Below are 12,762 nucleotides of genomic sequence, written 5' to 3'. Positions count from 1 at the left end.
ACAATGAGCCGGCTAGAGCATTTTGTCGCACTCTTTGAAAAATGGTCCAAGACCATCAATCTCGCCGCACCGTCGACCCTGCCTCAGATCTGGGAGCGACATGTTCTCGACAGCGCACAGCTCTATGGGCTCAATCCAGGACCAAAACGGTGGGTGGACCTTGGCAGCGGCGGCGGATTCCCTGGTGTGGTGACGGCTATCCTTTTGACCGAAACCGGCGGCGGACATGTCGATCTCGTTGAAAGCAATCAAAAAAAGGCGGCTTTTCTTCGCCAGGCACTTGCGGAAACCGGTGCGCGCGGCGCCGTCCATGCGGTTCGCATTGAAAAGGCAGCGGAAGATCTCAGCGGCTACGATGCCGTATCAGCCAGAGCGCTGACCGATCTCGACGGGCTTTTGACCTATTCCATGCCATGGTTGAAGGACGGGGCAACGGCATTTTTTCATAAAGGCCGGGATTACCGGCGCGAGATCGCGAATGCCCGTAGCAGGTGGTCGTTTGATCTGGTAGAACATACTAGTGTGGTCGATGCGGACTCCGTTATTTTGCAGATCGACAGGGTTGTACTGAAATAACGGGAACACAAAATGTTGGTGGATTTGCGCGTGCAATGCAATCTTACGAGGCGCTGACAGATGTTGGGCAAACGAAATAGAATCATCACCGTTGCCAATCAGAAAGGCGGTGTCGGCAAGACGACAACGGCCATCAATCTGGCAACGGCGCTGGCGGCTATCGGCGAACGGGTACTGATCATCGATCTGGACCCGCAGGGCAATGCCAGTACCGGGCTTGGGATCGATCGGCAGGACCGCGTTCTGTCTTCCTATCATTTGATGCTCGGCGAAGCCGGCATCGGCCAAAGCGCCATGGAAACGGATGTTCCGAACCTCTCGATCATTCCGTCCACAATGGATCTTCTGGGCGTGGAAATGGAAATTTCCGACCAGAAGGACCGCGTGTTCCGGCTGAAGCAGGCGATTGCGTCGAGCGATGCAAACATCTACGACTATATTCTGGTGGACTGTCCGCCGTCGCTGAACCTCCTGACCATCAATGCCATGGCAGCGGCGCACTCGGTGCTCGTTCCACTGCAGTGCGAATTCTTTGCGCTTGAAGGTCTCAGCCAGCTGCTTGAGACGGTCGGGCAGGTGCGCTCCACCCTGAACCCCAATCTCGACATCCAGGGCATCGTGATGACCATGTATGATTCACGAAACAACCTGGCACAACAAGTGGTCGAGGATGTGCGTTCCTATCTGGGCGACAAAGTCTATCGCACGCTCATTCCGCGTAATGTGCGGGTTTCGGAAGCGCCTTCCTATGGAAAGCCGGCTATCCTGTACGATCTGAGGTGCTCGGGCAGTCAGGCCTACCTCAAGCTTGCCTCGGAGGTCATCCAGCGCGAGCGCGGGCGTCAGGCCGCTTGAGTTGATGAGAATTATCAACGCAAAAACAAATAGATAGCGATGCAGGCATGAGTGACGAAACTTCCAAAAAGCGGCTGGGACGCGGGCTTGCCGCCCTCATTGGCGAAATGGACCAGCCCTATGATGTGCAGGACAAACCTGTTTCGGTGGCTGACCAGCATGTGCCGATAGAATTTGTCGATCGCAATCCCAACAATCCACGTCGGCAATTCGACGAGGCCGATCTTGAGGACCTGGCGCGATCCATCAATCAGCATGGCATCGTTCAGCCGGTCGTGGTTCGGCCGATGCAACAGGGCCGTTTCGAGATTATCGCCGGCGAACGCCGATGGCGTGCCGCGCAGCGTGCGGGGCTGGTTGAAATACCGGTCCTCATTCGTGATGTCGACGATCGGACTGCGCTGGAAATCGCCATTGTCGAAAATGTCCAGCGGTCCGATCTCAATCCGCTGGACGAAGCGCTTGGCTATGAACAGCTGATTGCGGAACACGGTTACACACAGAACGACCTCGGCGACATTATCGGTAAAAGCCGTAGTCATGTGGCCAACAGCCTGCGGCTCTTGAAGCTGCCCGATCCCGTGCGTGACATGCTGTCGAGCGGCGCTTTGACGGCAGGGCATGCCCGGGCTATCGCCTCGACGTCCGATCCCGTGAAAAATGCCCGCCAGATCGTCTCAAAAGGCATGTCGGTCCGTGACGCCGAACGGCTGGCGCAGAAGGAAAGTGAGCCAAGCCCCGAGCGGAAACCGGCACCGCAAAAGGATGCCGACACGCTGGCTCTTGAAAAGATGCTGACCGACAATCTCGGGCTGAAAGTGACGATCAGCCACCGTGACCGCGGCGGTCAGGTGCGGGTTGAATACCGTTCCCTCGAGCAGCTGGACGAATTGTGCCGCCTGCTTCAGGCGTCGCGTTAAAGAACTATCAGACCAAAATCTATTTAGCCGGCATATATTTTACCGGCTAAGCTTTGATGAGCGCAGTGCAATAGCCAATAAAGCCTGTCGTGCTATGCTTTCCTGCAAAGCGGGCTGTCTGCGGGTTTCAAGAACCGCGTTTTGAAGATGCTGCTGAACCTCGCCAACGGATTTACCGTTCCAGTTTCGAACCGCTTTTTCGAGTGCCGGTTTGCGGCGGAAGTGAATCCGCCGACCATATTCGCCGATTACCTGGGAAATCTGCTTGCGCTCGCCCTCAATCTGTCCACGCATGACACCGATCAGCTGAAATTGCCGAAGGCATGCCTGGAGTACGACGAATATCTGTGTTTTTGACGCATTGATCCGCGTCAGCGCGTGGTCGAGCCCGGCAAGATTGCCGGTCAATATGCAATCCACGGCCTCGTCAACCGACTGGGCAGACGCGTCGCCGGTGATCGCCAGAACGTCTTCTTCGTTTACTTCATCCTTGCCATGACAGTAGAGCGCCAGCTTCTGTAGCTCTCCCCGGCTCGCAAGCCGGTCGCCGCCGAGGCTTTCGGCGAGATGCTGGCGTGCGCCCGGCGTAATTTTCAGCCGGGCATTTCCCAGTTCTTCGTCAATCAGCGCGTGAATGTTGCGGCTGTCATCACCATAACAGGGCAAGGCCATGGCCGCTGAGCCCGATTCGGCTGCCTTGCGCAGGGCAGAGCCCTTTTTCAAGTCGCCGGCCTCGATTATCAGTGTGGTGCCTTCCGGCGGGTCAGCCGAAATTGCCTGAACGGCATCGACAATCGCCTTTTCATTGCCTGCACCACGCAGCCAGATAAGCCTGTCGCCGCCAAAGAGCGCAATTGCATTGATTTCGTCGAGCAGGCGGGCCGGATCTTCCTTAATATCGCCCGGATCCAGTTTGACGACATTGAAATCGTCGGTGAGATCCACATTCACCGTTCTGGAAAGCGCCGTTGCCCGTTCGGAAACCAGCCCGCGGTCGGGCCCGTAGATCAGCAGTGCACGGTAACGCGGGTCCGGCCGCTTTATAAAACTGTCGACTTCGTGGGCTTTTTTTTGTGCCATGTCCTACTGCGACGTTCGAAAGGCGGAATATGGCTTCCTGAGAATTATTATTACAAAACAGGTAGTTAACCTGAATGCAATAATTGGCAGACCTCAGATTGTGCCCTGTTGCGAGATCATGGAAGCCGTATCGGCCCGTACGATCTCAGCCAATTGGTGTGCGGCGCGGTTTTCCGCGTCACGCAGCGCCCGCCTGTTGGCAAATTCCTGTGTCGTCTGGTCATAAAATGTGACGACGGTTCGTTTGCCGCTGCCGATAACCTTCTTTGTGCGGTTGTCAAGCAGCGTGAAGGTCACCGTTGCAGAGTAACGCTGCGCGGTGATCCCGTCTGTCAGCTCTTCACGCAAAGCGGCGCTGGCGGTTCCGGCCACGGCAATGTTCAACGTGTAATCCGGTTTGACCGGTTCTCCCTTGCCGCCCGAATAAAGAAAAATCAGCTGGTTGCGCAATTCCTGGGCTACGCGATCATTGACTTCCTTGATGCCAACGGATGCAAGGCTTGATGTCACGCCGGTCTGGCTTGAATAGAGCGGTTTGACCTGACAGGCCTGCAGCCCGGCAAAGGACAAAGCCAGCATTGCGGCAAGCAGGACATGTCTCATTCGGGAGCTCCCATCAAACGACAACGTTCACGATCCTCTGCGGGACGACGATGATCTTTCGCGGCGTGTTTCCGGACAATGCCGCCTGAACAAAGGGCAGCATCAGCACGGCTTGTTCGACCGTCAATTGATCGGCATCGCGGGCAATTGTCAATTCACCGCGCTTCTTGCCGTTGATCTGGACGGGAAGGCTGACCGTGTCTTCCGTCACGAGGTCGATATCGAATTCCGGCCAGGGCGTCTCGGCCACCAGCGTCGAGCCGCCAATGACACTGTTGCATTCCTCGCTCAGATGCGGGGTCATCGGTGCCATAATGGATATCAGGATACTAACGGCATCCTTGAGCGCGGCCAGTGTTGCAGCATCGTTTTTGCCCGCCGCGGCGTCCGACAGCGGTCCTGAAAGCGTGTTGACCAGCTCGTGCATGCGGGCGACGGCCTTGTTGAAGGCCAGCTTCTCCAGGTCTTCGCCGACCGCCTTGAGGGTTTTGTGCGCGGCACGCGAAATTGCGACAGCGTCGCCTTCTTTGGCCGGTTTTGCATCGATTTCCAGCAACGCCGGTGCTGCCTCGCCCAGAAGCCGCCAGACGCGCTGAACGAATCTGTGTGCCCCCTCGACGCCTGATTCTGTCCAGATGACGTCCCTCTCCGGTGGCGAATCGGACAGCATGAAGAACCGGGCCGTATCGGCGCCGTAGGAGGCAATGATATCGTCCGGATCAACGACGTTTTTCTTGGATTTCGACATCTTTTCGATGGAGCCGATTTCCACTTCATCGCCGGTGTCGAGCCGGAAGGCACGGCGATGGCCTTCGTGCTCGTCAACGCGGACTTCGGCCGGGGTCAGCCAGCCCGCGGAGCCTTTGTAGGTCTCATGGACCACCATGCCCTGCGTGAACAGCCCCTTGAAGGGTTCCTTGACGTCGACGTGGCCGGCGATGCGCATGGCGCGGGTGAAAAACCTTGAATAAAGCAGGTGCAGGATCGCGTGTTCTATGCCACCGATATACTGATCAACCGGCAGCCAGCCGTCCGCTGCGGCAGGATCGGTCGGTGTGTCCTGCCAGGGCGCCGTGAAACGTGCGAAATACCACGAGGAATCGACAAATGTGTCCATCGTGTCGGTTTCACGCCTGGCCTCGCCGCCGCATTTCGGGCAGGCGACATCGCGCCAGGTCGGATGACGATCCAGCGGATTGCCGGGCTTTTCAAAATCGATATCGTCCGGCAATTGTACCGGCAGGTCGGCCTTCGCAACCGGTACGACACCGCAGTCATTGCAGTGCACGACCGGTATGGGGCATCCCCAGTAGCGCTGGCGGGAAATGCCCCAGTCACGCAGGCGATAGTTGGTTTCGCGCCGTGCTTGCGGCTGCCCGTCGATGTCGGCCGCCTCAAGGCGTCGTGCCACCTCGTCGAAGGCATCCTTCGGGGTCATACCGTCGAGGAACTGCGAATTGATCATCACGCCGTCATCGACATAGGCTTCCTCGGTAATCTGGAAGCTCGCTGCATCGCCGCCCTCCGGCATAACGACGGCAGTGACGGGAAGACCGTATTTATTGGCAAAGTCGAGGTCGCGCTGGTCGCCCGACGGACAGCCGAAAATGGCGCCGGTGCCGTAATCCATCAGGACGAAATTGGCGACATAGACAGGCAACAGCCAGTCGGGGTCGAAGGGATGGCGCACCTTGATGCCGGTGTCGAAGCCTTCCTTTTCAGCCGTTTCCAGTGTTGCCACCGAGGTGCCCATGCGCCGGCAGGCGTCGCAAAATGCTGCGAGATCGGGATTTTTCTCTGCCGCCTTGAGGGCCAGCGGGTGGTCGGCGGCGATAGCCATGAAAGAAGCGCCGAACAACGTGTCCGGACGGGTTGTATAAACCTCGAGGCTTCCATTGTCCGAGGGGGAGGTTTCGGGAACGATCTGCCAGCGCATGTGCAGACCTTCAGAGCGCCCGATCCAGTTTTTCTGCATCAGGCGGACCTTTTCAGGCCATTGGTCGAGGTCGTCCAGCGCTTCCAGCAGTTCCTGGCTGAAGTCGGTGATCTTGAAAAACCACTGTGTCAGCTCGCGCTGTTCGACCGGTGCGCCGGAACGCCAGCCGCACCCGTCGATCACCTGCTCATTGGCGAGCACCGTCTGATCGACCGGATCCCAGTTGACCTTCGACTGTTTGCGGTAGACCAGGTCCTTATCCAGAAAATCCAGGAATAGATGCTGCTGGCGATGGTAGTAGTCGACATCGCAGGTGGCAAATTCCCGTGACCAGTCGAGCGACAGTCCCATCGATTTAAGCTGCCCACGCATTGCATCGATGTTGTGATAGGTCCAATCCTTGGGATGCACCTTGTTTTGCATAGCCGCATTTTCAGCCGGCATGCCGAAAGCGTCCCAGCCCATCGGGTGCAGAACATTAAAGCCGCGCGCGCGCTTGTAACGGGCAATGACGTCGCCCATCGCATAATTGCGCACATGGCCCATGTGGACGCGGCCGGACGGATAGGGAAACATCTCCAGGACATAATATTTCGGCCGAGGATCGTCATTGTCCGTTTCGAACAGTTTCTTGTCGTCCCAGACTTTACGCCAGCGCGGTTCTGTATCACGCGGATTGTAACGTTCAATGGCCATCAACAGGAGGTCCGTTATTATCAGTAAACTTTGCGCGGAGCTTCACCACGAAACCCGGCAAGCGTCAACCGTCCGCGCACGGAATGGCGTCAAAATGAGCGCATTCTGGCGATAGCTGTGGCCGGTCGGCATGTCCGGATGATACCGCTTGGCTCTGTAGGCGCCGGAACTATGCATTGTATCGGGGCAAAAGCTGTGTCATGAGGCTGGCAACCGCAAAGGCGGGCCGGCTAAGCGAAGAGGCGGACATGAAGGCGACAGATCGACTGCAAAGGGTTCGGCAGGAGGTTTCACAGGCGGAAAGGGAAGCCGGACGAAATGCCGGGTCCGTCAAGCTTGTCGCCGTGTCAAAAACCTTTGATGCTGAAGCAATCGCTCCTGTCATTGCCGCCGGGCAACGGGTTTTTGGCGAAAACCGCGTTCAGGAAGCGCAGGGAAAATGGCCGGCTTTGAAGCAACAGACGCCCGATATCGAACTGCATCTGATCGGACCGCTGCAGTCCAACAAGGCAGCAGACGCGGTTGCCCTGTTTGACGTGATCGAGACGGTCGACCGCGAGAAAATCGCCAAGGCCCTGGCACAGGAAATGCAAAAACAGCAGCGCAAGCCAAAGCTTTTCGTCCAGGTCAATACCGGTTTGGAGCCTCAAAAAGCGGGCGTCACGCCACGGGAGACCGTTAATTTTGTCCGAAACTGCCGCGACACCCACGGACTTTCCGTTGCCGGATTGATGTGCATACCGCCCTTTGACGAAAATCCGGGTCCGCATTTTGCACTGCTTGAAAAACTTGCCCTTGAGGCCGGTGTTTCAGAACTTTCAATGGGCATGTCGGCCGATTTTCCAACGGCCATCGCCTTTGGCGCCACGTCGGTGCGGGTCGGATCGGCCATTTTCGGCGCGCGTGGCTGACGCGCAAAATTGCAACCGTCCAAATTGTCGCATGACTCTAACGTCGGATTTACGGGGTGTGCCGTCCTTTTGTAAGAGTGGCGGCGCATCCGGGATATAATGCCGTTTTGCAGACGGCAAATTTCGTATTTAATCGGGATGCAATGGAATGAGGGTTCCGGCCCGCAAGGCCGGCTGCGGATGTCAAGGGAGCATCCGCCCCCAATACGCGTTTGCGACGGGAGGTAACACCATGGGCAGCGGCTATCACGCCATTTACGACAGCTGGAAATCGGAGCCGGAGCAGTTCTGGGCCACAGCAGCAAAAGAGATCGACTGGTTCAAGCCGGCCGATAAGGTGTTCGATCCCGACCAGGGTCCATATGGCCGATGGTTTGCCGGTGCGACGACAAACACCTGCTATAATTGCCTGGACAGACATGTGGAGGGTGGCCGCGCCGATCAGGCGGCCGTCATCTGCGACAGCCCGATCACCGGCACGAAAAAGACCTACAGCTACGACGAGCTTTTGAACGAGGTCAAAGCGCTTTCGGCCGTTTTGCAGGATTGCGGCGTCGAAAAGGGCGACCGGGTCATCATCTATATGCCGATGATCGCCGAAGCCGTGATGGCAATGCTTGCCTGTGCCCGTCTGGGCGCTATCCATTCTGTGGTTTTCGGCGGCTTTGCCGGACATGAGCTGGCAACCCGTATCGACGACGCACAGCCGAAACTGATAATCGCTTCGTCATGCGGCATCGAGCCGAACCGCATTGTTCCCTACAAGCCGATGCTCGATGAGGCTATTTCCGAAGCAAGCCATAAACCTGAGAAATGCCTTCTTTTTCAACGCCCTGAACACCCGGCTGAGCTGACCGAAGGCCGCGATGTCGATATGGTGGCGGCAATGGATGCGGCCCGGCAAGCCGGACGCGATGTGCCGTGCACGCCGGTTGAAGCAACCGATCCGCTCTACATCCTCTACACATCCGGAACGACCGGGCAGCCCAAGGGCGTTGTCCGTGACAATGGCGGCCACATGGTGGCGCTCAACTGGTCGATGAATGCGATCTACGGCGTCAATCCGGGCGAAGTGTTCTGGGCCGCGTCCGATGTCGGCTGGGTGGTCGGCCATTCCTATATCGTCTACGCGCCGCTTCTTCACGGCAACACAACCATCGTATTCGAAGGCAAACCGGTTGGAACGCCCGATGCCGGCACCTTCTGGCGCGTTATATCGGAGCACAAGGTTGCCGCCCTCTTTACCGCGCCGACGGCTTTCCGCGCCATCAAGAAGGAAGATCCGCAGGGCGAATTCATCGGCAAATACGACATGTCCGGTTTCCGCACGCTGTTTCTTGCCGGCGAACGGGCTGATCCGGATACGATTGAATGGGCGCGCGAAAAGCTCAACGTGCCGGTGATCGATCACTGGTGGCAGACGGAAACCGGATGGACGATTGCCGGAAATCCCGTCGGCCTTGGTATCCTGCCGGTGAAGCTCGGCTCACCCACCGTTGCCATGCCCGGCTACGATATCTGCGTGCTCGACGACGAAGGCCATCCGGTCGACCGCGGCGAGCTTGGCAATATCGTCGTCAAACTGCCGATGCCGCCAGGCTGCCTGCCGACCCTGTGGAATGCCGAGCAGCGGTTTAACGATGCCTATCTGGCGGAGTTTCCGGGATATTACAAAACGGCCGATGCCGGCTACATGGATGATGAGGGATATCTCTTCATCATGGCCCGGACGGATGACATCATCAATGTCGCCGGGCACCGGCTTTCAACCGGCGCCATGGAAGAGGCGATCGCCTATCATCCGGACGTCGCCGAATGCGCCGTTATCGGCATTGCCGACGACCTCAAGGGACAGATTCCGGCTGGTTTCCTGGTGCTCAACTCCGGCGTCGACCGGGGTGAGCAGGACATCGAAAAGGAAGTCGTCAAGCTGGTTCGCGAACAGATCGGACCGGTCGCCGCCTTCAAGCTCGCATTGACCGTTCAAAGGCTTCCGAAAACCCGGTCGGGCAAGATCCTGCGCGGAACCATGCAGAAGATTGCCGATGGCGAAAGCTGGAAAATGCCCGCAACAATCGATGATCCTGCCATTCTCGATGAAATCGGGCAGGCGCTGGAAGCCCGCGGGCTGGTCAGATCCTGATACGGGGCCGTTTTTCGGCCCCTTTGGACCTGCTGTTGAAATTAACATAACCGGTATGATTTTTGGCCGTTGACCCGGTGCATCGATGGGTACACTCTCCCGCCCTAAAATAAACAACAGGTCGGGGATGATGTGGCTATGGATGGAAAAAACGCCATTGTGACCGGTGGCGCAAAGGGCATCGGATATGCCATTGCCAAGCGGTTTTTGAGCGATGGCGCCCGCGTGATCATAGCAGATCACGATGAAAAGGCCGGCGAATCGGCCAGCGATGATCTGTCTGACCTTGGTGATGTCCGGTTCGTTGCCGCCAATGTTGCCGAACGACTGGATGTTCGCAATCTGGTGGCCAAAACTCTCGATGCTTTCGGCGATATCGATATCCTGGTCAACAATGCCGGCATATCGCACGCCGCCGATTTTCTTGAACTCCAGGAAGCGGATTTCGACCGTGTGCTCGGCGTCAATTTGAAGGGCGTGTTCCTTTGCAGCCAGGCCGTGGCCCGTCATATGGTCGACAAGGTCAATGACGGCGGCGATCCGGGCTGCATCATCAACATATCTTCCATCAATTCCGTCGTGGCGTTGCCCGATCAGGTGCCCTATTCCGTGTCGAAGGGCGGTGTTGCCCAGCTCACACGCGTGATGGCCCTGTCCCTGGCGCAGCACGGCATCAGGGTTAACGCCATCGGACCCGGTTCGATCATGACCGACATGCTCGGCGCGGTGGTTTCGGACAAGGGCGCCCGGGAGAAAATCCTGTCGCGCACGCCGCTTGGCCGTATTGGAGAGCCCTCGGAAATTGCCGGTATCGCAGCGTTTCTTGCCTCGAATGATGCCAGCTATGTGACCGGTCAAACCGTCTATGCAGACGGCGGCCGACTGCCGCTCAATTACACCGTGCCTGTCGATGGCTGACCAGGACACCGGCAACTCCTGACAGAATGTTGTCAGGAGGGGTGTGCGATAAACATCCCGTAAACGAAATTACGGAGATGACAAATGTCCTCATTTGCGCCTGAAAATGCCGCTGTCTGGTTTGAAATTCCGGTCAGCGATCTGAAAGCCGGGATGGCTTTTTACAATGCTGTTCTTCAAACCGAACTGGTCGAAACGGAAATGGGTCCGAACGTGGTCGGAATATTCCCGAACAAAGACCCGGCAAACGGTGTCGCCGGGCATATCTATGCCGGAAAGGCCGGTGAACCGGGCAAAGGAAACACAATCCACCTTGCTGTGCCGGAGAAACTCGAAGCGGCGATGGACCGTGTCGTGGAAAATGGCGGCAAGGTCGTTTCGGACATTACCCCCATTCCCGCCGGGCGGTTTGTCTATTGTCTCGATCCGGACGGAAACAGCATCGGGCTGTTCAACTGACCGGGCCTTGCGATACTGTGATTTTGGCGCGATCCGGGCGGCAACGTCCGGGCCGTTCTCCTGACAAAGCGGCCGCGGTGCTGACAAGAGCACCGGGCCCATTTTGCATTTCGGGACCCTGATCATGCGCCGAGCAGACAGACTGTTTCAGATCGTTCAGTATTTGAGAGGTGGCCGGCTGGTGACCGCTGCCCTGCTCTCCGAGCGGCTGGAGGTTTCCGAGCGGACCATCTACCGCGATATAGCTGATCTGCAGTCAACGGGCGTTCCCATCGATGGCGAGGCCGGCGTAGGCTATATCATGCGCGAAGGCTTTGACCTGCCGCCCCTGATGTTTTCCCGCGACGAGATCGTTGCGCTGGTGACAGGCGCGCGCATGGCACGAGCCTGGGGCGGAGCCACGGTGGCGCGCGCCGCCGAAGAGGCGCTGATCAAGATCGAAGCGGTGCTGCCGGATAATGAACGAGGCCGCATTTCGCAGACGGAAATCCACGCGCCCGACTTCATGATGCCGCAAGAAGACCGGCTCCGCTTCGATCTGCTGGAAAGGGCCGCGGATCAGCGTCAAATCCTTGAAATAAGCTATGAGGATGCCGAGGGCGCCGCCACGGCACGGCGCATTCGTCCGCTTGGCCTGTGGTTCTGGGGCAAGGTCTGGACGCTTGCGGCCTGGTGTGAGCTGCGTACCGATTTCAGAACATTCAGGCTGGACCGGATTGCCGTCATAAAGGATACGGGCGAGGCATTCCGGCCCGAACGCGGCCGCACGCTGGCTGACTATTACCGCCTTATGGAACGTGACGACTAGCCAAAGGCACCGGCACGTTTGAGTAGCACCCGGGCAGATATCCTTTAAGGTCGGAGCGGACCAGACAAGGGAGATGTTCGATGGCGCGAATTCAATCAAAACTGGACGAACTGGGACTGATCCTGCCTGAACCGATCAGCTTGCCGCCTGGCGTGCGGCTGCCGTTTGCAAAAGTGAATGTGCGCGGCGACAGAGCGTTTGTCTCCGGACACGGCCCGCAAAATCCGGATGGATCGCTCAGTACTCCGTTTGGCAAGGTCGGGGCGGATGTGACCGTGGAAGAGGGGTATGAACTTGCCCGAAAAACAGCCCTATCAATGCTATCCAGCCTGAAACGGGAGCTTGGAGATCTCGATCGTATCACAGGCTGGGGGCGCGTGTTCGGCATGGTCAATTCAGCGCCCGGCTTTACCGAGCAACCGGCAGTCATAAATGGCTTTTCCGATGTCATTCACAATGTCTTCGGTCCGAACGTCGGGCGACATGCGCGCTCGGCTGTCGGCATGGCCGAATTGCCGTTTGGCGATGGCATTGCCGTGGAAATCGAAGCCGAGGTTCTTATTGAATGAGAACCCTGCCAGACGCCGGATGGCAGCATTATATTGACCTTCCACCTTGTTCAACGGCAAGATTTACATCCAAGAAGAAGAACATCGCTCAGTAATCACCGTATAATCCAGGAGGAAACCAAATGAAAAAACTGATGACCACGGTTGCCGCCGTAGCAGTCAGCGCTGCCGCAACGGGCGCCGCCTTTGCTGAGAAGTGGGATATGCCTTTGGCCTATTCTGCGACGAACTTCCACTCGGCGACGGCGGCCGAGTTTGCCAAATGCATCACCACCGGCACCGGTGGCG

Annotated in this window: 12 protein-coding genes; 9 read left to right on the top strand and 3 right to left on the bottom strand. The window is 57.7% G+C overall.

Annotated features, from left to right (window positions below):
• Nucleotides 1–3 precede the first annotated feature (3 nt).
• The 3 genes from rsmG to ABVT35_RS20290 are packed head-to-tail and all read left to right on the top strand — an operon-like array spanning nucleotide 4 to nucleotide 2,351.
• The gene (gene rsmG / locus ABVT35_RS20300; RefSeq protein ID WP_368469681.1) at nucleotides 4–576 is read left to right on the top strand and encodes a 16S rRNA (guanine(527)-N(7))-methyltransferase RsmG; all 573 of its coding nucleotides are present in this window, start codon (nucleotides 4–6) and stop codon (nucleotides 574–576) included.
• A gap of 60 nt (nucleotides 577–636) precedes the next feature.
• A complete protein-coding gene (locus ABVT35_RS20295; protein WP_368468883.1) occupies nucleotides 637–1,431 on the top strand; it encodes a ParA family protein in 795 nt (264 codons plus the stop codon).
• A 47-nt stretch (nucleotides 1,432–1,478) separates the two neighbouring features.
• Nucleotides 1,479–2,351 (top strand): ParB/RepB/Spo0J family partition protein, encoded by an 873-nt coding sequence (locus ABVT35_RS20290; protein ID WP_368468882.1) that lies wholly within the window; start codon nucleotides 1,479–1,481, stop codon nucleotides 2,349–2,351.
• Nucleotides 2,352–2,390: 39 nt separating this feature from the next.
• Here the strand turns inward: ABVT35_RS20290 and holA are convergent, their stop codons facing one another.
• The 3 genes from holA to leuS all read right to left on the bottom strand — a co-directional run bounded on the left by holA (nucleotide 2,391) and on the right by leuS (nucleotide 6,666).
• The gene (gene holA, locus ABVT35_RS20285; RefSeq protein ID WP_368468880.1) at nucleotides 2,391–3,431 is read right to left on the bottom strand and encodes a DNA polymerase III subunit delta; all 1,041 of its coding nucleotides are present in this window, start codon (nucleotides 3,429–3,431) and stop codon (nucleotides 2,391–2,393) included.
• 93 nt (nucleotides 3,432–3,524) lie between these two features.
• Entirely contained in the window at nucleotides 3,525–4,034 is a 510-nt protein-coding gene (gene lptE, locus ABVT35_RS20280; protein ID WP_368468879.1) for an LPS assembly lipoprotein LptE, read from the bottom strand.
• Between the two features lie 13 nt (nucleotides 4,035–4,047).
• Nucleotides 4,048–6,666, bottom strand: a complete 2,619-nt coding sequence (leuS, locus tag ABVT35_RS20275; RefSeq protein WP_368468877.1) for a leucine--tRNA ligase — start codon at nucleotides 6,664–6,666, stop codon at nucleotides 4,048–4,050.
• 248 nt (nucleotides 6,667–6,914) lie between these two features.
• On the opposite strand from leuS, the gene ABVT35_RS20270 reads away from it, so the two are divergent.
• The 6 genes from ABVT35_RS20270 (at nucleotide 6,915) to ABVT35_RS20245 (ending at nucleotide 12,474) form a co-directional block, all read left to right on the top strand.
• Nucleotides 6,915–7,577, top strand: a complete 663-nt coding sequence (locus ABVT35_RS20270) for a YggS family pyridoxal phosphate-dependent enzyme (protein WP_368469680.1) — start codon at nucleotides 6,915–6,917, stop codon at nucleotides 7,575–7,577.
• A 232-nt stretch (nucleotides 7,578–7,809) separates the two neighbouring features.
• Complete coding sequence (locus ABVT35_RS20265) at nucleotides 7,810–9,720, top strand: propionyl-CoA synthetase (protein ID WP_368468875.1); 1,911 nt, start codon at nucleotides 7,810–7,812, stop codon at nucleotides 9,718–9,720.
• A 132-nt stretch (nucleotides 9,721–9,852) separates the two neighbouring features.
• A complete protein-coding gene (locus tag ABVT35_RS20260; RefSeq protein ID WP_368468873.1) occupies nucleotides 9,853–10,638 on the top strand; it encodes an SDR family NAD(P)-dependent oxidoreductase in 786 nt (261 codons plus the stop codon).
• Nucleotides 10,639–10,722: 84 nt separating this feature from the next.
• Complete coding sequence (locus ABVT35_RS20255; protein ID WP_368468871.1) at nucleotides 10,723–11,097, top strand: VOC family protein; 375 nt, start codon at nucleotides 10,723–10,725, stop codon at nucleotides 11,095–11,097.
• A gap of 124 nt (nucleotides 11,098–11,221) precedes the next feature.
• Nucleotides 11,222–11,905 (top strand): helix-turn-helix transcriptional regulator, encoded by a 684-nt coding sequence (locus ABVT35_RS20250; RefSeq protein WP_368468869.1) that lies wholly within the window; start codon nucleotides 11,222–11,224, stop codon nucleotides 11,903–11,905.
• 80 nt (nucleotides 11,906–11,985) lie between these two features.
• Nucleotides 11,986–12,474 (top strand): RidA family protein, encoded by a 489-nt coding sequence (locus ABVT35_RS20245; protein ID WP_368468867.1) that lies wholly within the window; start codon nucleotides 11,986–11,988, stop codon nucleotides 12,472–12,474.
• Nucleotides 12,475–12,762 lie beyond the last annotated feature (288 nt).

Origin of the sequence: Hoeflea sp. TYP-13 (genome assembly GCF_040932035.1) — a bacterium.
Taxonomy (GTDB): Bacteria; Pseudomonadota; Alphaproteobacteria; order Rhizobiales; family Rhizobiaceae; genus Hoeflea_A.
The sequence above is the reverse complement of the archived record's forward strand: the minus strand, read 5'-3'. Positions and strand labels throughout refer to the sequence as shown.